This window comes from uncultured Enterovirga sp. (genome assembly GCF_964242715.1).
GTDB lineage: Bacteria > Pseudomonadota > Alphaproteobacteria > Rhizobiales > Beijerinckiaceae > Enterovirga.
In genome coordinates, this window is sequence record NZ_CAXTAZ010000040.1 from 23,853 (window position 1) to 47,173 (window position 23,321).

General features: G+C 65.4%; 23 protein-coding genes, 1 tRNA gene and 1 pseudogene. 9 read left to right on the top strand and 16 right to left on the bottom strand.

The genetic code is table 11. The features are described from left to right. Position 1 precedes the first annotated feature (1 nt). Positions 2-940, bottom strand: coding sequence for a lipid kinase (locus tag ACFE87_RS17880; protein WP_375461010.1), 939 nt, complete (start codon positions 938-940; stop codon positions 2-4). A 113-nt stretch (positions 941-1,053) separates the two neighbouring features. Then, on the bottom strand, positions 1,054-1,563 hold the full coding sequence (locus tag ACFE87_RS17885; RefSeq protein ID WP_375461011.1) for an OsmC family protein: 510 nt from the start codon (positions 1,561-1,563) through the stop codon (positions 1,054-1,056). A gap of 188 nt (positions 1,564-1,751) precedes the next feature. Here ACFE87_RS17885 and ACFE87_RS17890 point away from each other — a divergent pair, with 188 nt between their 5' ends. Both ACFE87_RS17890 and grpE read left to right on the top strand, forming a co-directional pair. Then, complete coding sequence (locus tag ACFE87_RS17890; RefSeq protein ID WP_375461012.1) at positions 1,752-4,454, top strand: [protein-PII] uridylyltransferase; 2,703 nt, start codon at positions 1,752-1,754, stop codon at positions 4,452-4,454. Between the two features lie 92 nt (positions 4,455-4,546). Further along, positions 4,547-5,161, top strand: coding sequence for a nucleotide exchange factor GrpE (grpE, locus tag ACFE87_RS17895; RefSeq protein ID WP_375461013.1), 615 nt, complete (start codon positions 4,547-4,549; stop codon positions 5,159-5,161). Between the two features lie 18 nt (positions 5,162-5,179). Here the strand turns inward: grpE and ACFE87_RS17900 are convergent, their stop codons facing one another. From ACFE87_RS17900 to ACFE87_RS17940, 9 genes are all read right to left on the bottom strand, one after another. After that, positions 5,180-6,112: a hypothetical protein gene (locus tag ACFE87_RS17900; protein ID WP_375461014.1), complete on the bottom strand. Its 933-nt coding sequence runs from the start codon at positions 6,110-6,112 to the stop codon at positions 5,180-5,182. A 24-nt stretch (positions 6,113-6,136) separates the two neighbouring features. Then, positions 6,137-6,805 carry an alpha-ketoglutarate-dependent dioxygenase AlkB gene (locus tag ACFE87_RS17905; protein WP_375461015.1) on the bottom strand — a complete coding sequence of 223 codons (669 nt, stop codon included), beginning with the start codon at positions 6,803-6,805 and terminating at the stop codon, positions 6,137-6,139. 8 nt (positions 6,806-6,813) lie between these two features. Further along, positions 6,814-7,620 carry a 4-hydroxy-tetrahydrodipicolinate reductase gene (gene dapB / locus ACFE87_RS17910; protein ID WP_375461030.1) on the bottom strand — a complete coding sequence of 269 codons (807 nt, stop codon included), beginning with the start codon at positions 7,618-7,620 and terminating at the stop codon, positions 6,814-6,816. A 33-nt stretch (positions 7,621-7,653) separates the two neighbouring features. Beyond that, the gene (locus ACFE87_RS17915; RefSeq protein WP_375461016.1) at positions 7,654-7,965 is read right to left on the bottom strand and encodes a DUF1330 domain-containing protein; all 312 of its coding nucleotides are present in this window, start codon (positions 7,963-7,965) and stop codon (positions 7,654-7,656) included. Positions 7,966-8,011: 46 nt separating this feature from the next. After that, complete coding sequence (locus ACFE87_RS17920) at positions 8,012-8,626, bottom strand: class I SAM-dependent methyltransferase (protein ID WP_375461017.1); 615 nt, start codon at positions 8,624-8,626, stop codon at positions 8,012-8,014. A 53-nt stretch (positions 8,627-8,679) separates the two neighbouring features. Then, the gene (gene dnaJ, locus ACFE87_RS17925; RefSeq protein ID WP_375461018.1) at positions 8,680-9,834 is read right to left on the bottom strand and encodes a molecular chaperone DnaJ; all 1,155 of its coding nucleotides are present in this window, start codon (positions 9,832-9,834) and stop codon (positions 8,680-8,682) included. Then, complete coding sequence (locus tag ACFE87_RS17930) at positions 9,834-10,529, bottom strand: hypothetical protein (protein WP_375461019.1); 696 nt, start codon at positions 10,527-10,529, stop codon at positions 9,834-9,836. Before ACFE87_RS17930 ends, dnaJ begins: the two co-directional genes overlap by 1 nt. Before the next feature lie 160 nt (positions 10,530-10,689). Continuing rightward, a complete protein-coding gene (gene dnaK, locus ACFE87_RS17935; RefSeq protein WP_375461020.1) occupies positions 10,690-12,609 on the bottom strand; it encodes a molecular chaperone DnaK in 1,920 nt (639 codons plus the stop codon). A 445-nt stretch (positions 12,610-13,054) separates the two neighbouring features. Beyond that, on the bottom strand, positions 13,055-13,711 hold the full coding sequence (locus ACFE87_RS17940; RefSeq protein WP_375461021.1) for a L,D-transpeptidase: 657 nt from the start codon (positions 13,709-13,711) through the stop codon (positions 13,055-13,057). A 158-nt stretch (positions 13,712-13,869) separates the two neighbouring features. On the opposite strand from ACFE87_RS17940, the gene ACFE87_RS17945 reads away from it, so the two are divergent. The 6 genes from ACFE87_RS17945 to hutI all read left to right on the top strand — a co-directional run bounded on the left by ACFE87_RS17945 (position 13,870) and on the right by hutI (position 18,271). Further along, positions 13,870-14,721, top strand: coding sequence for an alpha/beta hydrolase (locus tag ACFE87_RS17945; protein ID WP_375461022.1), 852 nt, complete (start codon positions 13,870-13,872; stop codon positions 14,719-14,721). A 75-nt stretch (positions 14,722-14,796) separates the two neighbouring features. Then, positions 14,797-14,870 (top strand) — tRNA-Gln (locus ACFE87_RS17950). Between the two features lie 111 nt (positions 14,871-14,981). Then, positions 14,982-16,268, top strand: coding sequence for an amidase (locus ACFE87_RS17955; protein ID WP_375461023.1), 1,287 nt, complete (start codon positions 14,982-14,984; stop codon positions 16,266-16,268). Positions 16,269-16,463: 195 nt separating this feature from the next. Next, complete coding sequence (locus tag ACFE87_RS17960; RefSeq protein WP_375461031.1) at positions 16,464-16,712, top strand: BrnA antitoxin family protein; 249 nt, start codon at positions 16,464-16,466, stop codon at positions 16,710-16,712. 40 nt (positions 16,713-16,752) lie between these two features. After that, a complete protein-coding gene (locus ACFE87_RS17965; protein ID WP_375461032.1) occupies positions 16,753-17,058 on the top strand; it encodes a putative quinol monooxygenase in 306 nt (101 codons plus the stop codon). Between the two features lie 19 nt (positions 17,059-17,077). Next, complete coding sequence (gene hutI / locus ACFE87_RS17970) at positions 17,078-18,271, top strand: imidazolonepropionase (RefSeq protein ID WP_375461024.1); 1,194 nt, start codon at positions 17,078-17,080, stop codon at positions 18,269-18,271. Between the two features lie 543 nt (positions 18,272-18,814). On the opposite strand, the gene ACFE87_RS17975 is transcribed toward hutI, so the two are convergent. The 5 genes and pseudogenes from ACFE87_RS17975 to ACFE87_RS17995 all read right to left on the bottom strand — a co-directional run bounded on the left by ACFE87_RS17975 (position 18,815) and on the right by ACFE87_RS17995 (position 22,131). Further along, positions 18,815-19,255, bottom strand: coding sequence for a nucleoside 2-deoxyribosyltransferase (locus ACFE87_RS17975; protein WP_375461025.1), 441 nt, complete (start codon positions 19,253-19,255; stop codon positions 18,815-18,817). Continuing rightward, a complete protein-coding gene (locus ACFE87_RS17980; protein ID WP_375461033.1) occupies positions 19,248-19,964 on the bottom strand; it encodes a hypothetical protein in 717 nt (238 codons plus the stop codon). Before ACFE87_RS17980 ends, ACFE87_RS17975 begins: the two co-directional genes overlap by 8 nt. Positions 19,965-20,066: 102 nt before the next feature. Then, a pseudogene (locus ACFE87_RS17985) lies at positions 20,067-20,303 on the bottom strand (SIR2 family protein); the annotation flags it as partial. Positions 20,304-20,306: 3 nt separating this feature from the next. After that, entirely contained in the window at positions 20,307-20,870 is a 564-nt protein-coding gene (locus tag ACFE87_RS17990; protein WP_375461026.1) for a hypothetical protein, read from the bottom strand. Positions 20,871-21,567: 697 nt separating this feature from the next. After that, the gene (locus ACFE87_RS17995; RefSeq protein ID WP_375461027.1) at positions 21,568-22,131 is read right to left on the bottom strand and encodes a DUF6884 domain-containing protein; all 564 of its coding nucleotides are present in this window, start codon (positions 22,129-22,131) and stop codon (positions 21,568-21,570) included. 112 nt (positions 22,132-22,243) lie between these two features. On the opposite strand from ACFE87_RS17995, the gene hutU reads away from it, so the two are divergent. After that, positions 22,244-23,321: urocanate hydratase (gene hutU, locus ACFE87_RS18000; protein WP_375461028.1), on the top strand; the 1,078-nt coding region annotated here is incomplete at its 3' end.

The following is a 23,321-nucleotide window of genomic DNA, read 5'->3' on the forward strand; positions in this document are numbered from 1 at the left end:
GTCAGGTCGTTGGGTTCCGGGGATGAGGTGGTGCGAATATCCGCACGGCTTTCGGAATGACCCGAAAGACGGCGGGGGTGGCTGTGGTGAGCTCGCCGTCGGTGTTGACCGATCGCGAGCGCCTGGTCCGGATGGTGACGGCGGGCGTCGTGAAGGCCCGCACGTCCGTGGCGGCTCCGTGCGTTCCGCGTCGCAGCGCAGGCACGAGGGTCACGAGGCGCGACCAATGCCCGACTTCGAGCGAGTAGAGATGCAGCTTGCCGTCGTCCGGCTCGGCGGTTTCGTCGACGGTCATGCCGCCGCCGTAATGGCGGCCGTTGCCGACCGAAATCTGCACGGTCTTCACCTTCTCCGTGCGGCCGTCATGTTCGATGAAGGCGGTGAAGGGTCGGGTGCGGGCGAGAAGCTTGGCGCCAGCGAGGGCATATCCGAGGGTACCCCAGCGCCGCTTCGCTTCGGCGGTCAGCTCGCTCGCGAGTTCCGCCGAGAAGCCGATCGAAGCGACATTGAAGAACAGGTGGCCGTTGACCTCGCCGAGATCGATATCCCGTATGGCTCCGTCGACGATGACTTGGGCCGCGGCGGGCAGGGCCGGGCCGATTCCGAGCGTCCGGGCGAGATCGTTCGCCGTTCCGAGGGGGAGAATGCCGAGAGGCAGCCGGGTCTCCGCCAAGGCGGCTGCGATCCCGTTGAGAGTGCCATCGCCGCCGCCCGCGATGACGCATTGGAGATCGGACGCCCGACTTCGGATCGCCGAGGACATCTCCTCGGGGCTGCGGCAGGAGAGTTCCTCGACCGCGAGGCCGCCGCGGATCAGAATACCGAGCGCCGCGTCGATCGGCTGGCTGCCGCTCCGGGCCTTTGGGTTCAGCAGCAAGAGCGCGCGACGCGGCCCTGACGTAGATGCCGGACTGCTGATGTCGTCCTCTACGGCCTGCACCCGCCAAGCTCCGCACACGTGATCCGGTCACGCCCGAGCCAAAAGCCCGACATCGCCGCGAGCCGCTTACCTGGAAACGGCGGCCGGCGATTGCAAGCGAGCCTCCGACACTTTCAGACGCGGGCCACTGCGACAGAGAGGTCCGGACGGGTGTTCAGCGTCTGGAACACCACGCAATACCGTTCCGTCAGCTTGAGAAGCTGATCGATCTCGGTCTGGGCCGCATCCGTGTCGAGGTCGAAGGCAAGGCGGATCGACCGGAAGCCGACCGGCGCGGCCTTGTCGACGCCCAGCGTGCCGCGGAAATCGAGGTCGCCCTCGGCCCGGACGCGCCCTTCCCTGAGCGTGATCCCGAGCGCAGTCGCGACGGCCTTCAGGGTCACCCCGGCACAGGCGACGAGTGCCTCGAGCAGCATGTCGCCCGAGCAGAGCTCCAGGCCCGAGCCGCCCGTCGCCGGATGAAGGCCAGCGACAGCGAGAGCGCGGCCGGTCTCCACCTTGCAGGCGATGGAGCCCTCCTCGAGCGTGCCTTCCGCCTTCAGGGTGACGATCGCGGATTCCGGCTCCGACCGGTACCGGTCCTTGAACGGGGCCTGCATCGTGCGGAGGGCGCTCGCATCCATATCGGATCTTCCTGGTTCGACGGCGGCAATGGCTCGTCGCTCGCTGCCTTCTGGCCGGGTTTCGACGACGGGTCGAGAGGGGAGCGCGGAGAGCGGAGCCGAGAGCGGGCATCTCGGCTTCGGCGCGGTCCGATGGGCACGCTCTCCCCTGCGTGGTAGAGGGGCGGCTCAGCATCCAGCCGAGCCTCATGTCGTCAGCCGCCACTCTGGCCCGGGAATCAGATCCCACGTCGCTTCGGGCCCGTCTCGTTCCGGAGCTTTTGCGCCGCTGGGACGAAGGCCGGGCGCAGGCCGAGAAGGCCCTGACCCGCAGCCGCGACGGCCTCGCCTGCGCGAGAGCCCTCTCCGCCACGATGGACGGGCTCGTCCAGGCGGCCCACGAAGCCGTCCTCCGAAATTCCGACACCGCGGACGGAGCGGCGCCTGCCGAGCGGCTCACCATCGTGGCGACGGGAGGCTACGGCCGGGGCACGATGGCCCCCGGGTCGGATGTCGACCTCCTCTTCCTTCTCCCGAAGGCGCGCTGCCCGAAGAGCGAGGCGGCCGTCGAGGCGATCCTCTACGTGTTCTGGGACTTGAAGCTGAAGATCGGCCACGCCACCCGGACGATCGACGAATGCGTGCGCGAGGCCCGCGCCGACATGACGATCCGGACGGCGCTCCTCGAATCGCGCTTTGTCGTCGGCGACGTGGAGCGTTTCGACGAGCTTCGCAGGCGGTTCGACAAGGATGTCGTGAGAGGGTCCGCGGCCCTCTTCGTAGATGCCAAGCTGAAGGAGCGGGACGTGCGCGTGAGCCGCGCCGGTGCGTCGCGCTACCTGGTCGAGCCTAACGTTAAGGACGGCAAGGGCGGCCTCCGCGACCTCAACACGCTGTTCTGGATCGCGAGATATGTCTATCGCGCCGAGATTCCGGAGGACCTCGTCAAGGCGGGCCTGTTCTCCTCGGAAGAGGCACAGCTCTTCGTCCGGTGCGAGGAATTCCTCTGGCGAGTTCGCTGCCACCTGCATTTCGCGACCGGCCGGGCCGAGGAGCGGCTGACCTTCGACACCCAGAGGCTCGTGTCGCAGCGGCTCGGCTTCGAGGCACGAAGCGGCCTCTCCGGCGTCGAGCGGTTCATGAAGACCTATTTTTCGGTGGCGAAGCAGGTCGGCGACCTCACCGCCGTCGTCTGCGCGGGCCTCGAGAGCCGCCACGCCAAGCATCGGCCGATGCTCGACCGGGTGCTCGGATCGTTTCGCCGCCGCGGCAAGATCGATTCGCCCGACTTCCAGATCGACAACGACCGCATCACCGTGCGGCGCGACGATGTCTTCGAACGCGACGCGGTGAACTTCATCCGCCTCTTCTGGCTCGCGGACCGCCACAACCTTCCCGTCCACCCGGATGCGAGCCGCCTCGCCTCGCGATCGCTCGGCCGCATCGGCCCGGCCTTGCGCACCGACCCGGAGGCGAACCGCCTCTTCATGGACATCCTGACCTCCCGCAACGCGCCGGAGGTAGTTTTGCGACGGATGAACGAGACCGGGATCCTGGGGCGATTCATCCCGGACTTCGGGCGTGTCGTCTCCATGATGCAGTTCAACATGTACCACCATTACACGGTGGACGAGCACCTGATCCGGGCGATCGGGGTCCTGGCGGAGATCGACGCGCAGCGGGTCGAGAGCGAGCATCCGCTGGCGAACCGGATCGTGCACGGGATCCGGCACAGGCGGGCCCTCTATGTGGCGATGTTCCTCCACGACATCGCCAAGGGTCGATTGGACGACCACTCGATCCAGGGCGCGTCGATCGCCCGCAAGCTCGGCCCGCGTCTCGGCCTCGACGCGGCCGAGACCGACACCGCCGCCTGGCTCGTCAGGTACCACCTCCTGATGTCGACGACCGCCCAGGGCCGCGACCTGTCCGATCCGAAGACGATCGAGGACTTTGCGAAGGTCGTCCAAACGATCGAGCGGCTGAAGCTGCTGCTCGTGCTCACCATCGCGGACATCAAGGCCGTGGGTCCGGGCGTCTGGACCGGCTGGAAGGGCGAACTCCTGCGCACGCTCTATCACGAGACCGAGCTCTGGCTGACGGGCGGCAATTCCGAACGTCTCCGGCCCGACCGCGTCGCCGTCGTGCAGCAGCGCCTCAGGGAAGCCCTGCCCGGCTGGACCGATGACGAGTTCGGAGCCTACGCGGCCCGCTTCTACCCGGCCTATTGGATGAAGACGGTCCACGAGCGGCAGCTCGCTCATGCCGGCTTCGTCCGCGAGATGGAGCACTCCGGAAAGACGGTCGCGACGAAGGTCGAGACCGACGAATTCCGGGCCGTGACCGAGCTGACCGTCGTCTCCCCGGATCATCCCCGACTTCTCGCCATCATCACCGGCGCCTGCGCGGCCGCCGGCGGAAACATCGTGGATGCTCAGATCTTCACCTCGGCCGATGGGCTCGCGCTCGATACGATCTCCCTTTCGCGGGCCTTCGACCGCGACGAGGACGAGGTGCGGAGGGCCGAGCGCGTCGCGAGCGCGATCGAGCGCGCCCTCAGGAGCGAGATCCGCATCGCCGATCTCGTCGCCGACCGGAGGCCGTCACGCCAGCTTCCGAAGGCGTTCGAGGTCCCTTCGGAGGTGTTGATCGACAACGACCTGTCGTCCCGCCAGACCGTCATCGAGGTGACCGGCCTGGACCGGCCGGGGCTCCTCTACGACCTGACGACGGCGCTTGGCCGCCTCAACCTCAATATCGCCTCGGCGCATGTCGCGACCTTCGGCGAGAAGGCGGCGGATGTGTTCTACGTAACCGACCTCGTCGGCACGAAGGTGTCGCATCCCTCGCGCCAAGCGGCGATCCGGCGCTGCCTGACGGCGGTCCTCGACGGAAAGAACGGAAAGAGCTGACGGGCCTCTCGCGGAGCGGGCTATCAGCTTGATTCCGCACGCCCGGAGGCTGATATCACGGCCACCACCTTCGCATCACAACGGGTAGGACGATGAACCAGGACACGCCGGGCAACGGCGCGACGGGCGAGGCCATGGCGGCCGGAAACGGCGCGGATCCCGAGGCAGCGGGCGTTGAGCCGGTTGCGGACCCGATCGCAGCGCTCGAGGCCGAGAAGCTCGACCTGAAGGATCGGCTGATGCGAGCTCTGGCCGATATGGAGAATGTTCGCCGTCGCGCCGAGCGCGAGGCCGTCGACGCCCGCACCTATGCCGTCACGGGTTTCGCGCGCGACATGCTGACGGTGGCCGACAACATCCGGCGGGCGCTCGAAAGCGTTCCGCGGGGCGACCCGGCCGTGGACGACGCCGTGAAGCCCTTCGTCGAGGGAATCGAGCTGACGGAGCGCGACCTGCTCACGACCTTGTCGCGGCATGGCGTGAAGCGGCTGGAGCCGGAGGGCTCGCGCTTCGATCCGAACATGCACCAGGCCATGTTCGAGGTCGCGAACGAGACGGTTCCGAACGGGACCGTCGTCCAAGTTATACAGACCGGATACGCGATCGGCGACCGCGTGCTTCGCCCGGCGCTCGTCGGCGTTGCCAAAGGCGGGCAGCGGCCCGCGCCGAGCTCTGACGCCCAAGGCAAGGCCGACAGCGAGGGGTGAGCCGATCAGGCCTCGCCGCTACTGGGCGGCGAGGCTGTCCACGACCCTGCGAAATCGCGGCAGCACCGCGTCCCGCTGGTCTGCCTTCACGACGCCGACCGTCCGCATGTAGCCGTCCGGCTCGAAGCGGATCGTCTGCATCACGATGACCGGCACCTCGGAGCCGGGCTCTTTGGCCCTCGCGACGATCTCGTGCCAGTCCGAGCCGCCCTGCTTGAACGATTGCGACCGTTCCAGCACGGCGTCCTTGACGAAGTTGTTCGACACGAGCGCCGAACGAGCGAAGGCCTCGCGCTGCTCCGGGCCGGGCGCAGGTCCGAAGGACTGCGCGACGATCAGGACCGGCTGCGAGGCCTCCCGGATCGTATCGTTCGGCCCGTCGGTCAACAGGACGGCGTTCCCGGCCATGGCCCGGACGACACGGAAGCCCGAGGTGTCGCCGATCTTGAAGGGCAGCGCAGCCAGTTGCTCCTCGATCCCGAGCGGGGCCCGGAAGGCGACCGTCTTGAGAGCCGCCTCGATCGCGGCCACGTCCGAAGCCGGGGCTCCCTGGGGCAACTGCCCGATGACGAGCGCGGTCATATTAGGCTGGGCCGCCAGCAGAACGCTCTTCGGCACGGAGCGGCCGTTATCGGTCTGCTCCCCGGTGATCAGGATTGCCTTGCCGTTGCCGATCTCCGGCGTGTCACGACGCGCGATCGCGAAACCCTGCGCCTTCAGCGCCTCGTCCGTGAAGCCGGCGGCCAGGTTCGCATAGGCCTCCGCCGGCATCTCGACCGCCAGGATCGCGGCCCCACTGCGCGGATTCCTGAAACCGGTCAGTCCGCGCGACGGCACCATCTCGGCTGGCGGCACGAGCCCGATCCGCGATCCGGGCGGGAAGACGGGGTCGGCGGCAAGAGCCGGACCGCCGGCCAGAATGGTCAAAATAACAAGGGATCTACGGAGCATCGTCTCTCGGGGGCTGGTGTGACCTCATGGAGGCGCGAGAAAGGCGGCGGAAGCGTGACGCCACCCGGCGCCTGAGGCCGGAGCCGTGACGCGCCGGAGCGTGCAGTTGATGCGCCCGCCGCCGGGCAGGACCGTCGAGCTGCCGGTCAACACCCGATCGATGCCATGGAAAACAAGGCGGGCCTCGCCGCCGAAGACGAAGGCGTCGCCGGAGGCGAGCCGGAGCGAACGGGTCGGGCCGCCGCGCCGCGTCCCTCCGACCCGGAACACCGCCGTGTCGCCGAGTGAAAGCGACACGACGGGTGCGTCGAAATCGGCCTCGTCCCGGTCCTGGTGCAGACCCATCCGGGCGCCCTCGCCGTAGAGGTTGACGAGACAGGCCTCGGCCGGCTGCCTGTAGCCGGAGAGGTCGCGCCAGGCGCGGCGCAGCAGGTCGGGCATCTCTGGCCATGGCCGGCCGGTTTCGGGATGTTCCGGCTGGTACCGGTAGCCGCGTTCGTCCGAGACCCAGCCGAGTTCGCCGCAATTCGTCATCCGGATGGAGAAAGGCGCGCCCGTGCGGGGCATCCGAGGTTGAAACGGTGGCGCCTCGCGCATCACGGCGTCGAGCTCGACCCTGAGGCCGGTCTGCTCGGCAGGATCGAAGTAACCGGGAATATGGATGAGGCCCGGTCCGAGCTCCAGCCGCTGCATGGCGCCGCTCAGCTGCCTTTCAGCCCGAGCACGTCTTCCATGTCGTAGAATCCGGCGGGCCGGTCCGCCGCCCAGATTGCGGCCTGAACGGCACCGCGCGCGAAAATGCTGCGATCCTCCGCGCGGTGCGCGAGTTCGATGCGCTCGCCGTTTCCCGCAAAGATGACGCTGTGTTCCCCGACGACCGTGCCGCCCCGGAGCGCCGCGAAGCCGATCGCGCCGTCCTCGCGGGCCCCCGTATTCCCTTCGCGCGAGAGGACGGCGTGGTCGGATAGCGAAATGCCCCGGCCGGCAGCCGCCGCTTCGCCGAGGAGAAGCGCCGTTCCGGAGGGGGCATCGACCTTCATCCGGTGATGCATTTCGAGGATCTCGATATCCCAACCGGAACCCAGCGCCCGGGCGGCTCGGCGGACCAGACCGGCCAGCAGAACGACCCCCATGGACATGTTTCCCGACTGGACGATCCGGGCCCGGGCTCCGAACTCCCGAAGGGATGCGAGGTGAGCTTGGTCGAGCCCGGTCGTGCCGATCACATGCACGAGCCCCCGCTCCGCAGCGAGGCGCGCGAAGCCGAGGGTTGCGGCCGGAGAGGTGAAGTCGAGGATGCCGTCAGCCTCCGACAGTGCCTCGGCGATATCGTCCCCGACCGGGATGCCGAGGGGACCGAGACCGGCGAGCCTTCCTGAATCCTCGCCAAGAACAGGCGACCCTGGCCGCTCTAGCGCCGCTGCGAGACGCGTCTCCGGGTGTTCAACGACCGTGCGCACGAGCGTGCGGCCCATCCGGCCGGCAGCTCCGACGATGACGAGCCGCATCCCAGGCATGTGTCCCTCGAAGCCTGAGAGCAGCTAAGCCTGTTCCGGCTGCGGGCCGGAATAGCCCTCGATGATGATGACGTCCATCTCGGCGCCGCCGCGCTGCTTGGCCTTCGCGGCCTGATACTCGTTCGAGGTCCAGCAATCGAGCGCGGCCTGATAGGACGGAAACTCGATGACGACATTCCGGGCGCGGCTCGAACCGGCGGGGTTCTCGAAGGCGCCGCCCCGCACCACGAAACGCCCGCCATACTTGGCGAAGGCGATCCCGTTCGAGGCGGTATAGTCCTTGTAGCTCTCGGGGTCGTGGACATCGACCCGCGCAATCCAATAACCCCGGGACATCTCGGCTACTCCCTCCTAGCGGCCAGCCTAGCCCCGGCCGACTTCGCTAGCCCTGCCGATAGACCCAGACGCGGGCCGGAGGAAAGTTCAGCCAGATCCGCTCGGACGAGGTCGCCGTATAGGTGCTGGAGCGGGCCGGGATCGGCGGCTTCACACCGTAAGTGAACTGAACGAAGGGGGCGTATGGCGCCAGCATCGAATGCGCGGCGGCGAGAAGAGACAGACGCTGCTCGAGCGGCTTCGTCAGCAACGGCAGGCTAGACAGGACGCCGGCGCAGGGCTCCCTGACCACATCGGCCAGCACTTCGCCCGCGTCATAGGCATCGCCCTGGACGATGGTGGCGCGCGGAAAGCGTCGCTTCAGCAACTGGCAGAATTCCGGATTGTACTCGACGAGGACGAGCCGCTCCTGCTCGATTCCCTGGCGCAGCAGCGCCTCGGTAACCGGCCCTGTTCCGGGCCCGAGCTCCACCACGGGACCTGGGTGGCGCGGGTCGACATAGGATGCCATTGTATGCGCCAGAAGCCGCCCCGAGGGGGCAATCGCACCCGTGACGAGCGGACGCTCGAACCAGGACCGCAAGAACCGTGTCTCGGCCTCGAAACGGCCACGGCCGCGGATACGCTCGCGGGAGCGCGACCTCTCGGAAAACTCTAGCAAGCCCTGCCCCCCGCCAACCCGGCAATCCAAGCCGGGCCGCAACCATAAACGCCTCAGGCTCGACTTGATCCACTGATCCCGTCGAAGAAATCGCGGACTCGCGCAAAAAACCCACTGCTTTCCGGATGCGTGTCGCCGGACGATTCTTTTTCGAACTCGGCCAGAAGCTCGCGCTGCCGCCGGGTGAGGTTCTGCGGCGTCTCCACAGCAACCTGGATGTAGAGGTCGCCAAGATCCCGGGACCGTAGCACCGACATCCCCTTCTGGCGAAGCCGGAACTGCTTGCCCGATTGCGTACCTTCCGGGACCTTTACACGGGCATCGGTGCCGTCGAGCGTCGGCACCGTGAATTCCCCGCCGAGTGCGGCCGAGACGAGCGAGATCGGCACCTGGCAGTAAAGGTCGGCGCCGTCGCGCTGGAAGAAGGGATGCGCCTTGAGGTTCAGGAAGATGTAGAGATCGCCGGCCGGTCCACCGCGAAGCCCAGCCTCGCCTTCTCCGGCGATCCGGATTCGCGTGCCGTCCTCGACGCCGGCCGGAACGTTGACCGACAAGGTCCGCTCGCGCGTGACCCGGCCCGCTCCCCCGCAATTCGAGCAGGGATCGTCGATGACCTCGCCTCGCCCGTGGCAATTCGGGCAGGCACGCTCGATCGAGAAGAAGCCCTGGGCCGCCCGAACCCGGCCGGCGCCTCCGCAGGTCGGGCAGGTCCTCGGCTTCGAGCCCGCCTTGGCGCCGGTCCCCGAACAGACCTCGCAGGTGACCGAGGTCGGGATCGTGATCGAAGCCGTCTTGCCGCGATACGCCTCCTCGAGGCTGATCTCGAGATTGTAGCGCATGTCGGCGCCGCGCTCGCGGCCGCCCGGACCTCGCGGCCCGCGCCCGCCACCCTGGCGCGCATCGCCGAAGAAGGTGTCGAAGATGTCCGACATGAAGTCGCCGAACTCGTTGCCGAATCCGGGGCTGCCAGGACCGCCGCCGTTCTGGAACGCGGCATGGCCGAACCGGTCATAGGCGCCGCGCTTCTGCGGGTCGGACAGAACCTGGTAGGCCTCGTTGATCTCCTTGAACTGGACCTCCGCGCTAGCATCTCCGGGATTCTTGTCCGGATGCCATTTCATGGCGAGCTTGCGGAAGGTGGCCTTGAGCTCGACGTCGGTGGCTGTCTTGGCGACGCCGAGCACCTCGTAATAGTCGCGCTTCGACATCACCCACCTCTCAGCGGGTTTGCGCGAGCCGCCGCCTCAAGGTCCCTCATTGGCATGACTTGCAGGCCTATCGGAACGAGGTCGCCTGACTTCTCCAGAGGATATGCAACGATCGAATCGGCCTGGGACGGCAGCTCGAACCATACCCACTTCGCGGTGGTGCCATTCGACATCGAAATCTCGATGGTTTGAAAGGGCGCGTCCGCAAGCGATTTCCTCAAGATCCTCTCGAGTGCCATGACGAACGGCTCTGAACTTCCTGCGATCTTCAATGAATTGCGTTCGGCTAAACTGATCGGTGATGACAGCACTTTCTCGAAAACCAGCTGCGTCTCACCGACGCCGGGCGTTTTGAAGGGACGATCGGCAGCCGACGAGAATACCACGCTCCCACCACACTCCCTGAAGCAGATACTCACGTAATGTGAGGCTTTCGCTACGAGCAGCTGGCCTCCAGGGGCACAACGCAGCTCGAAGAACCTGTCAAGCAATACGCTGAGTTCCTTGATGGCCCGGCCGTCGTCGCATGTTCCCGTCGCACGCTCGGCCAACCGCCGCCGATCCTGCTCGACGCCTTGCAAGATGACGGCGGCCTCCTGCCCGTTCACCGCAGAAGGAGCAGCCCAAAAAAATGAACTCAGAAGCGCGGCCAGACCACGAGCCCAAAGCAACCGACGCGCGCGCTTCTCCGCCATGAGTCTATTGTGGTCGTTGCGTTCCAACATACGCCGGCGGCCTCGCAATCATCGTCATCGTGGCCAGTTCGTCCCGGCCATGCAGACTCGAATGGCCGGCCCCGAACGCAACATCCCCGGGACGAGCCCGGGGACGACGACGCAGTGGTTCCGAAAGCCGTTACGCCCGCTTCTTCTTGTCGTCGACCTCCTGGAAGTCGGCATCGACGACGTCGTCCTTCTTCGCGCCGGGCTGGCCGGGCTCGTTAGCGGCAGCCCCGGTCTCGGGTTCTGCCTGGGAGGCTGCGTACATCGCCTCACCAAGCTTCATCGAGGCCTGCATGAGGTCGTTCGTGCGGCTCTTCACGGCCTCGGCATCCTCGCCCGGAAGCGCCGTCCGGAGCGCCTCGATCGCCGAGGTGATGGCCGACTTGTCCGTCTCGGAGACCTTGGCGCCATGCTCGGCGACCGACTTCTCCGTCGCGTGGATGAGCGCCTCGCCCTGGTTGCGGGCCTCGACCAACTCGCGCCGCTTCTTGTCGTCGGCCGCGTTCGCCTCGGCCTCCTTGACCATGCGCTGGATGTCGGCGTCGCTCAGACCGCCCGAAGCCTGGATGCGGATCGCCTGCTCCTTGCCGGTCGCCTTATCCTTGGCCTGGACGTTGACGATGCCGTTCGCGTCGATGTCGAAGGTCACCTCGATCTGCGGCATGCCGCGCGGCGACGGCGGGATACCCATCAGGTCGAACTGGCCGAGCATCTTGTTGTCGGCGGCCATCTCGCGCTCGCCCTGGAAGACCCGGATCGTGACCGCGTTCTGGTTGTCCTCGGCGGTCGAGAAGACCTGGGATTTCTTGGTCGGGATCGTCGTGTTGCGATCGATGAGGCGCGTGAAGACCCCGCCCAGCGTCTCGATGCCCAGCGACAGCGGGGTCACGTCGAGCAGCAGGACGTCCTTGACGTCGCCCTGAAGCACGCCGGCCTGGATAGCGGCGCCGATCGCCACGACCTCGTCCGGATTCACGCCCTTGTGGGGCTCCTTGCCGAAGAAGGCCTTCACGACCTCTTGCACCTTCGGCATGCGGGTCATACCGCCGACGAGAACGACCTCGTCGATCTCGGCCGCCGACAAGCCCGCATCCTTGATCGCCTTCCGGCAGGGCTCGATCGTCTTCTGGATCAAGTCGTCGACGAGCGACTCGAACTTGGCGCGCGACAGCTTCAGCGCCAGATGCTTCGGGCCGCTCGCATCCGCCGTGATGTAGGGCAGGTTGATCTCGGTCTGGGCCGCCGAGGACAATTCGATTTTCGCCTTCTCAGCCGCCTCCTTCAGGCGCTGGAGAGCGAGCTTATCCTTCTTCAGGTCAATGCCCTGCTCGCGCTTGAATTCGGAGGCCAGGTATTCGACGACGCGGTTGTCGAAATCCTCACCACCCAGGAAGGTGTCGCCGTTGGTCGACTTCACCTCGAACACGCCGTCGCCGATCTCGAGGATCGAGACGTCGAACGTGCCGCCGCCGAGGTCGTAGACCGCGATCGTGCCGGTATTCTTCTTGTCGAGCCCGTAGGCGAGCGCTGCCGCCGTCGGTTCGTTGATGATGCGCAGCACCTCGAGCCCAGCGATCTTGCCGGCATCCTTGGTAGCCTGGCGCTGGGCGTCGTTGAAATAGGCCGGGACAGTGATGACCGCCTGGGTCACGCCGGTGCCGAGATAGGCCTCGGCCGTCTCCTTCATCTTCTGCAGCGTGAACGCCGAGATCTGCGACGGGGAATAGCTCTTCCCGTCGGCTTCGACCCAGGCATCGTTATTCGCGCCCTTCACGATCTTGTAGGGGACGAGACCCTTGTCCTTCTGCGTCATCGGATCGTCGATCGGCCGGCCGATCAGGCGCTTGATGGCGAAGAAGGTGCGCTCGGGATTGGTGACCGCCTGGCGCTTGGCCGGCTGGCCGACGAGCCGCTCGCCGTCGTCCGTGAAAGCAACGATGGACGGAGTGGTGCGGGCCCCCTCCTGATTCTCGATCACCTTCGGAGTCGAGCCTTCCATGACCGCGACGCACGAATTGGTGGTGCCGAGGTCGATACCAATAACTTTACCCATGGTCGGGATCCCTCATCCTTCAAGCAGACCGCCGAGCCCCTGGAAGGCGGCACGGCCCATGGCATTGTTCAAGATTGGAAGCGCGCGTCGTTCTCACGGTTGCGAGAACGCGACGCCACCGCGCTGAACCCGATATAGGCAGGAGCCTTGCTCCTTCAAGACGATATCGGTGGCGCGTCCTCATGAAATGCGAGGCTGGCGGACGTCTCGATCGCCCTCGACCCTCTCGGCAGGCAATGGTCGGCATAGGCGGGACAGTGCGCCCTGACCGGCAGCAACATTCGCCCGACGCTCACCTTAGTCGCTGCCGGCCATATCTCCGTTTGCCGCGCACCTGCCGCAACGACGATTACCTGTGCACCGCCGCCGGAGATGTCGGAGCGACGCACACAGCAAGACACTCGTCGGAAACTCCGCCCGGCGCAGGCGCGGCGACGACGCCTCCTCAGGCGCTCGTGCGTCCGCTCCGGCGCACATACACCGTCGCACCCGCGGGAACCCGCTCGTAGAGATCGACGACATCCTCGTTCAGCAGCCGGATACAGCCGGACGAGACCTGCTTGCCGATGGACCACGGCTCGTTCGTGCCGTGGATGCGGAAGAGGGTGTCGCGGCTGCCCTGGTGCAGGTACATGGCGCGGGCACCCAACGGATTTTCGAGCCCGCCGGCGGCATATCGGACCAGCTTCGGATTGATCCTCACCATCACGGATGTGGGCGACCAGTTCGGCCACTTCGCCTTGCGGCCGATAAAGGCCGTGCCGCGCCAGGAAAAGCCTTGCTTGCCGACGCCGACGCCGTAGCGTTTCGCAGTCCCGTCGCCCTGGACGAGGTAGAGGCGGCGCTCGTCGATATCGACGACGACGTTGCCGGCGCGCTGTCCGCCCGAATAGGCCACGATCCTGGGCGCGAGATCCGGATCCATCAGCGACCGGTCGACGAGCGGCATGTCGTAGGGCTCGTCCCGCACCGAGCCGATATACCAGCGCGCAAAATCGGCATCGCTCGGGTTTGCCGGGTTGAGTTCGGCCGAGCGCATGTTCTGACATGCGGCAACGGGAGCCCCGACCATGGCAGCGAGAATGGCGCGTCGTGTTGTCATAGAATCAGTTTCGATTTGCGCGAAGGATGATCACTTCACCTAACAGCTGGACTGGCGTTCCTGTGTGCCTTTGCGGGCACAGCTTCGTCCCGCAATGGCAACGCTTAAGATCCGCTGCCCCGTGCGGCGCGATCCCATGGCCCGCGAACGGTAATGTGATGACCGGACCGAGATTTCCGACGAGCGCTGTGAAGGCGGAACGCGCCTACAACCCCCGCCTCGCCGTGCCAGACGCAGCCGACATCTTCGGCCAATGGCCTGCCCGGTCCGCCAGGACGCGGGCACGTCATCCACCGATCGCGGATCTCCGCTACGGCGACCACCCGCGCGAGGTGCTGGACCTGTTCCGGGCGAGCGAGCCGCGTGGAACCGTGCTGTTCATCCACGGCGGGTATTGGCGGGCCTTCTCGAAGGACGACATGTCCTGGGTGGCGGACGCCTTCCTCGGCCAGGGCCTCTCCGTCGTCATCCTCAATTACCCGCTCTGCCCGGACGTCCCGTTGTCTCGCATCGTCGAGGCAACCCGGCGAGCCTTCGCGCACCTTCATCGGGAGGTGCTGCTCCCGCCCGAGCGCGAACGCATCGTGGTCACGGGACATTCGGCGGGGGGATACCTGGCCGCGGTCCATCTCGCGACGGACTGGGCCGAACTTGGACTCCCGCCGGAACCGATCGCAGGCATCGTCCCGATCTCGGGCGTGTTCTCGCTCGCGCCCCTCATCCCGACCAGCATGAACGAGGCGATCGGTCTGAATGCCGAGAGCGCGGCCCAGCTCAGCCTGGACACCCGCCCCTGGCTGTCGCGAGGAGGCGCCGTTTTCGCGATCGGGGGCGACGAGACGGCGGCCTTCCACGACCAGTCCGCCGCGATGAGGGCCGCCTGGAGCGACCTTCGACCCGCCATCCTCTCCGTCCCGGGCCGAAACCATTTCGACGTCATCGACGATCTTGCACGCCGGAATGGCGCGCTGAATCGCGCCGTCCTGACGATTCTGGAAGCCGCGCGATGATTGACCGCCCGACGGAGCCATCTTATGTGGCGGTCTCGCGGACGAAATCCGCTGGTCCGCCCGCAGGCGGGTCGTTGGGGGATAGTTTAACGGTAGAACAGTGGACTCTGACTCCTCTAGTCGAGGTTCGAATCCTCGTCCCCCAGCCAGACCGTCCCGTTGACCCGTCCTCCGAAGCTTCCTGATCGTCTCTGCTCGTCGGTTGCACGGCCAATGCGTGGCTCCAAGCACCTCCGTCGAACTCCTGCTGAGGTCGCCAGATGACCCGATCGAGCACCGAGAGGCTGGAGGAGGCATTCGAGCGCGCCACGCAGCGCGACCACGTGTTCACGCGGCTCTACCCGGAGGCGGCCCGCGATGCGGCCGCCGCGGCGGACGCGCGCCGGCGCGCCGGCATCAGCCTCGGTCCGCTCGACGGCGCGATCGTTTCGATCAAGGACCTGTTCGATGTCGCAGGCGAGGTCACGCTCGCCGGCTCGCAGGCGCTTCGAGGCTCGCCACCGGCCGACACCGATGCGGCGGTGCTGCGTCGCCTTCGACGGGCGGGGGCAGTCGTCATCGGCCGCACCAACATGGTGGAATTCGCCTTCTCAGGCCTTGGCCTGAACCCTCACACCGGAACGCCCGGCAACGCCGTCGACCCGGCCCTCATCCCGGGCGGATCCTCTTCGGGTGCCGGCGTTTCCGTCGCGCTGGGTTCGAGCGAGATCGCGATCGGCAGCGACACGGGCGGCTCCGTCCGCATCCCGGCCGCGCTGAACGGGGTCGTCGGCTTCAAGCCGACCGCCCGGCGCGTGCCGCTCGACGGCGCCTATCCCCTCTCACCCAGTCTCGATTCCATCGGGCCCCTGGCCCGAACCGTGGCCGAATGTGCATCCGCGGATGCCGTGATGGCCGGTGCGGAGCCGCAGCCGCTCGAACCGTGTCAGGTCGCCGGTCTCCGCATCGGGGTCCCGCGCGGGCTTCTCTTCGGCGACACGGAACCGGTCGTGACCGAGGCCTTCGAGCGCTCGCTCGAAACGCTCTCCCGGGCAGGCGCGCACGTCGTTGCGCTCGCGATCGACGACCTTCTGGAGGCGATGTCGGCAGCGCTGCCGGGCGCCTCGATCGCGGCGATCGAAGCCGCGGCGGTCCACGTCTCCCTCCTCCACGCGGCTGCGGGGGATTACGACCCGCGCGTCCGGAGCCGGATCCTGCGCGGCGCGGAAATCCCGGCCGCGGCCTATCTCCGGACGATGCAACGGCGCGTCGAGTTGATCGCCGCGATGGACCGGAGGCTCGCGAGCGTGGACGCGTTCGCGTGTCCGGCCACGGCGACCACCGCCCCGGCGATCGCGCCCCTTCTCGCCGACGAGGATGCGTATCACGCGGCCAACATGCTGATGCTCCGCAACACGGCGGTCGGGAATCTCTTCGACCTCTGCTCCATCACGCTGCCGATGGCCGGGACGCCGCGCCCGGCAGGCTTCATGCTCACGGCGCGCAGCGGGCAGGACGAGCGGCTCCTCTCGATCGCGGCTGCCTGCGAGGGCCTGTTCCGTCGCTGAGCGGTTGCTTGACAATGTCCGCCAGGGAAGACAGGCCTGTCGGATCAGGGACAGACGTCGCGCGCGGCGCCGCATGGCCGAGGCCGGATCGTCCGGCGCTGCCTGCCGAGAGCCGACCCGCCTGCGTCGGCCGGCCGACCCGAGACCTGATCCCGCTTCCGCAGGAGATGCCGTTCCGATGAGCGCACGACCATGATGAACGATCGCCACCGGCGCGGAGGCACCGACCCGTGGGCGCGGGCGGAGGCCGCCTTCAAGGCCGCGACCGACAAGCCCGCGGAACCGTCGCCGGCGAAAGCGGCGGCGGCAGCCATCCCGGGCGCCAAGGAACAGGTGACGCTCCGGATCGACCGCGACGTGCTCGACTTCTTCCAGGCGGAGGGTGCGGGTTGGCAGGACCGGATCAATGCGGCACTGAGGCTCGCGGCCGGACAGAAGGCCTGAGGCCGAAGAGCCGACATTCGGGAGAGCGCCCTTGATCCACGTGATCGCCATCATCACCGCGAAGCCCGGTCTGCGGGACCAGGTCCTCGAACTCTTCCACGCCAACATGCCGGCGGTTCATGCCGAGCAGGGCTGCGTCGAATACGTGCCGACGATCGATGCGGAGGGGTTCGGGCCCGTCCAGGCCGAGATCGGGCCTGACAGCTTCGCCGTCGTGGAGAAATGGGAGAGCATGGACGCGCTCAAGGCCCATGCCGCCGCGCCGCACATGGCGGCCTACGGCGCCAAGACGAAGGACCTGCTCGCGAGCCGCGTCATCCATGTCCTGACCCCCCACGGGACCTGACGCGCGGCGCTCGGCCCGCATGCGCTTCGACACGGTCTGGCGCGGCGCGCGCCTCGCCACGCTGGCCGAGAGCCTGCCCGGCCTCGGTATCGTCGAGCGGGGCGCCGTCGCCTGCCGTGACGGGCGCATCGCCTTTGCGGGGCCGGAGCGCGACCTCCCGACCGGCTGGGACGCCGAGACCCGAATCGACCTCGACGGCCGCTGGGTGACGCCCGGCCTCGTCGATGCGCACACCCATCTCGTCCATGCCGGCGACCGGGCGCAGGAATTCGAGCTCCGGCTCGCCGGCGCCTCCTACGAGGAGATCGCGCGCGCCGGCGGCGGCATCCTGTCGACCGTCCGGGCGACCCGCGCCGCGAGCGAGGACGACCTCGTCCGGACCGCCCTCCCCCGGCTCGACCGCCTCATCGCCGAGGGCGTCACGACGGTCGAGATCAAATCCGGCTACGGCCTCGAGCCCGCAACCGAAACCCGCATGCTGCGCGCCGCGCGCCGCCTCGGCCGGGAGCGGCCGGTCGCGGTCGCGACGAGCTATCTCGGCGCCCACGCCGTCCCGCCCGAGACCGACCGCGCCGCCTACCTCGACGAGGTCTGCGCCACCATCCCGCGTCTCGCCGGGCTCGCCGACGCGGTCGACACCTTCTGCGAGGGCATCGCCTTTTCGCCCGAGGAGACGGCCCGGGTCTTCGAGGCGGCGCGCGCGGCGGGCGTGCCCATCAAGCTCCATGCCGACCAGCTCTCGGACACGGGCGGCGCCGCGCTCGCGGCCCGGTTCGGCGCGCTCTCGGCCGACCATCTCGAATATGCGAGCGAGCTGGGCGCGGCCGCGATGGCGAAGGCCGGCACCGTCGCATTGCTGCTGCCGGGCGCCTTCTACACCCTCCGCGAGACCCGGGCCCCGCCGGTCGAGGCCTTCCGCCGCCACGGCGTCCGCATGGCGATCGCGACCGATTGCAATCCGGGCTCCTCGCCGCTCACCTCCCCCCTCCTCGCCATGAACATGGCCGCGACCCTGTTCCGGCTCACGATCGACGAGATCCTCGCCGGCACCACCCGCGAGGCCGCCCGCGCTCTCGGCCGCCTTGCCCAGGTCGGCACGCTCGAGCCCGGCAAGTTGTGCGACCTCGCGATCTGGGAGATCGAACGCCCGGCCGAACTCGTCTACCGCCTCGGCTTCAACCCCCTTTTCGCGCGTGTTTTTCGGGGACGCTGACCTTCGACACCTGCGCGCCCCGTCTCCCCTCCCCCTCGCGTCAGGGTTATCGCATGCGCCGGGCCGGTTTTCCCAAATGCGATAGCCCTCCCAGCGAGGGCACGGCCAACTCCCACGCGTCATCCCGCCCGGGGATCCGGGTCGGGCCGAACGATGGTTCAAACAGCCGAAGGCCGCGCGGGCCTCCCGCAATTCAGTCGAGGGGCGGCGGGATGCCGGACGCTCGATCTTTGATTGTTTTGGAGAGCCTCTCGGCACCCCGCCGGGCAGCGATTTCGCTCCGGGTCCTCTGCGCTTCGCCACGTGGCCCAAGGCTAGGCCCGTCCACGTACTTAACAACGCTCCGTTGACCCGACCGTAGTGTCGGGGGGACAGTTGGACCCGGCGTCCCGAGTGCGGGGCCGCGAACCCCGCCCGCAGGCGCCGCACCCGATCCCACTTCCACGACGCCTCATGAGAGCGTCCCTCGGCGGATCGGATGCGCGGGTTATATTCCTAGTACGGGTAAGTGTCAAGGCGCGATGTGCGCTTTCGGCCGCGCTCTCAGGCTTCCGCCCAGCGGGCAGACTGAACGGCAACCACGACGGCATCCACTGTCTCAAAGCGCCTTCCGATAAGAACCTCGACCATTGGGTTATCGCCAAACCAACAAAGAGAGCGGAAATCGGTCTTCAGTCCCCAGCAGATCTTCTTAAACGCGTAGCCTAAAGCCAGCTCTACCGCGACACCCTCGTCTATTACACGGCCATCCAATACCCCCAAAACGATATCTGATCGCTGCAGGGCATCCACATCTCTTTCAAAAATTAACCTTTTAGCCTGTTCTACATCAAAACCTTCGTCGAGAAGGTCAATAATCAACCTGCCGTCCCGCTGAGGCAAAAATACATCTGCGTTCTCCTCCAGCCGCAAAGCAAGCTCTCCATTAAAAGTTCTCTCTGCCATTGAGAACAGGGGGGCCGCAAGGTAAATAGACTTACGCATCGATGACTTCGCCTGTCTCAATCGAGGCCCGCCGAGCCTCCAAATTCGACGGCTCGAACTCACCGAACAGGATGATTTCCGCGGCCGCGCGCGCAACATCTTCCATCGTTTCCGCCGTCGTATCTAGAACCTTCTCATTATTGTAAATCTTGTGCAGTTTATCGGCCTGCTTTTGAAGTTCCTCTGCATTGTACGCTGCGGCCTTCAGCCACTCGGGTCCTCGACCGCGACGAACTTGTCGCTCAAAGAGCGTCTCCTTGTCTGCCCTCAGAAAAATAATTTGTCCGCTTTCGATGCCGGATTCTTTGATTAGGACTTTTAATTCCCGGGCCTTTTTAACGTTGTCGCTGGGCTGCTTCGAAAACGCGAACAAATCCAAAGGAGCGCGGTCCATGATGTATATTCCGTAACTCGCCGACCTCATTGACTCGTTTTTCTTAGCCAACTGACGCAATACCCATCCGTCGACCTGCTTTTCTTCCTCGTTACCCAGAGTTTTTGGATCCTTAAACATCAACTCGAGCGGAGGTTCGGGCCACTCTTCAAAGGTCTTGAACGCCCTTAGCCGCTCAACAAGGGAGGATTTTCCGCTGCTCACAGAACCAACAACATAGAATCTTGAGACGTGATCGTTTGGACGTCCGGCCTGATCGGCGGCCTGGCGAACCCTTTGTTGAAAATCGTCGGGAGCGAGCGCAAGTGATCGCACGATTGAGGCGATCTCAGACTTGGAGGTGAAGTATGTTATAATGTTATACATATCTCGATTTAGCGAGCGCCTGTCCTCCCGCTCGTCTGAACTTACATTCTCCCCAGTGACGCTTTCATCGTGCTGTAGACAATAATGGAACGCTGACGGATTTCGCCTTGCTGCAGCATAGAAAAGGTTTCTAAGGGATGGATCGTTAAATGAAGCTCCTACAACCATCATAGTATTCGAAACTACCCTGCTCATTATGTATTCTGTCTCAATCAAATTCGGTGAAGCCATTAAGGACGCAAACGAGTCTTCGGTTAGTACGATGTTCTCACTTCGGCGGGCGCCCATTCGCTAAGGAAGAAAGCCGTTTACGTGATAAATGACGCAAGCATTTGGCCGATCAGCAATCGGCGGCTTCCAAATTACGTTCGGCTTCTGACGATCCAATCCAGGAATGTGTGCCTCTTGAGCAATCCTGTCCAAGATGTCGTCAAAATTCAGTGTCAGACAAAACGCCGAGCTATAAACCAGCCGAGCTAACTCAACTAAGTAAGGATGCTCCTCTCGAACGACCTGTAGGGATTGCACATCCCGATAAATAGCTTCATGAATATGCTTGTACCACTCATTCTTAATGGCAATCTGCACGATGTGTGGCTTGTTGAATCCCTTAAGATGATCCTGCTGCTTCTGCTGACGAAAGAACCTGTTAAAGATGAATTGCGCTACGAGAGTAGCGGGCTGAGTATTCTTCTTATAGCTATCAGGAGGACCGTCGGTTCCGTAATGGCAGTAGAGACGCTGGATCAGCTCGCCCCACATTGGCACATGAGCTTGTTCCGATACGCCGGCTCCTAGAACAAACCCAAGGTGTGTATCATCAAGCCTTTGGCGCATGTGGCCGAGGTGCCTCAAGAAAAGAGGCTCTCGTCGAGCAATATTAGCTAAGTTATCAAGATCGGTATGTAGAAACCTTGGCGTTGTCATAGCTTACCTACAATTTTTCGGCCAGCTGCGGAGGATTGCTCAAGCTTATTAATGACCATGCGCAACGCGCTCTCGTTCCACTCAGCTCCAAAATGCTGTATGTTCCATAGACCTGAGCACTTGATCTCGGGCTTCCCTGACCGGCTCCCTAACCAGAGCGGCGAAGGGCCCTCCAGGAGATCCCCGTTCTCTGTGAACAGCGAGATAAGAGCACGCTCCATGATCGATCTCAAGCTGGTAGAGGATGGGTCATCACTGACCTCAACCACGGACACTAACAGCCGACTTATATAAGTCGAGACTACAGTCTCATGCTTACGCTCAGCGTCCCGGACATCAACGACGGCGGTGGATCCGGAGCCCCAGGATGCAAGTTGACCTAGAAATTCAGGCGAGTTGAGCTTAGCTGCACCGACGTGCAGGCGAAACACTGATGACCGGTGGGAGCCGCCAAGGTCGGCTTTCCCTAAGTGCGTCCTTAACCGGCTTCGTAATGATGATTTTGAGCCGAGCGAAACGGCGTGAGTTCCAATTCGAACTACGCGGGGCTGAGACGGATCGACGAGACTAGGCTCGTCGGGATCCATGAAGATGTATACTCCGCGCGCCGGTAGGGATACCTGATTTAGATATGCTCGAAGAGGCAACCTATTTCCGTTGCGGTCAGCCTGTCGCAGGGCAGCATACAAGTTTTTGCGGCCGCGAACCGCCTATAGATCCTCGTCAATCGCTTGGCGAATGCCTGCCTACGGCCTAGTCCGAGTCCGGAAAATGGCGAAATTAATTCTCGACCGCAGGCATGGAGGGCAGGATCTATGAATCGGTTGTAACCCATGCCGGCGAGTGAGACGATGATCCTACCCTCCGTTCTCTGGATTAGTTGTGCCGCAACCCGCTCGCCCCATTCGATGCGGGCCTCTAGCGGCAGGTTCGAAAGCGCTACATCGTAGGGTTCGATCACTTGATTAGGCAACAACAGGCCGTGGTGCGCGGACATTATGAACTGTTTTGCGGATAACTCCCTCGCCAGAAGAAGATTGTTTCTAAAAAGGCTGGATGTATATAGATATTGAGCCTGATCAGCGGCTTGTGATTTCTGCCGACCGCAGGAAACTACTGCAACTAGCTTTCGCTCCTTAGGAAGTCCGAGAAGGGAGTCTATCGCAATCGGCCGTGGCAGTTCTGTCATGGCGGCTCCATCGCTCTGCCCGCTTAGAGATAAGTCGCCTGTCGGGCGGGTTAGGTGTGGATTATACCGTCTCAGTCGCCTCGTGCTAAGTTCGATTACGCATCTTGCTGCCATGCCCCCTCGCCTCGACAACACGCGCACGATCCGCGCCCCCCGCGGCCTCGACCTCTCCGCCCGGTCCTGGGCGACGGAGGCGCCGCTCCGGATGCTGATGAACAATCTCGATCCGGAGGTGGCGGAGCGGCCGCATGAGCTCGTCGTCTATGGCGGGATCGGGCGGGCGGCGCGGGATTGGGAGAGCTACGACCGCATCGTGACGGCCCTCAAGCGGCTCGGCGAGGACGAGACGCTGCTCGTGCAATCCGGCAAGCCCGTCGGCGTGTTCCGCACCCACGCGGACGCGCCGCGGGTGCTGCTCGCGAATTCGAACCTCGTGCCGCATTGGGCGAACTGGGAGCAGTTCCACGAGCTCGATCGGCGCGGGCTGATGATGTACGGCCAGATGACGGCCGGGTCCTGGATCTATATCGGCAGCCAAGGCATCGTTCAGGGCACCTACGAGACGTTCGGGGAGGTCGGGCGGCAGCATTACGGCGGCTCGCTCACGGGCCGTTGGATCCTGACCGGCGGGCTCGGCGGGATGGGCGGGGCGCAGCCGCTCGCGGCCACCATGGCCGGGGCCTCGCTCTTGGCGATCGAGTGCCAGCCCTCCCGGATCGAGATGCGGCTCGCGACCGGCTATCTCGACAGGCAGGCGGCGAGCCTCGACGAGGCGCTGGCCATGATGGAGGCGGCGCGGCGGGACGGGCGTCCGGTCTCGGTCGGGCTGCTCGGCAATGCGGCAGAGGTGTTTCCGGAACTCGTCCGGCGCGGCGTGAGGCCGGACGTCGTCACCGACCAGACCTCCGCCCACGATCCCGTCAACGGCTACCTGCCGGCCGGTTGGACCCTCGCCGAATGGGAGGAGCGGCGCGAGCGCGACCCGAAGGCGGTCGCGGCGGCGGCGCGAGCCTCGATGGTCGAGCAGGTGCGGGCGATGCTCGCCTTCCACCGCGCCGGGGTGCCGACGCTCGATTACGGCAACAACATCCGGCAGATGGCGAAGGAGGAGGGCCTCGCGGACGCCTTCGATGTTCCGGGCTTCGTGCCGGCCTATATCCGGCCGCTCTTCTGCCGGGGCGTCGGGCCGT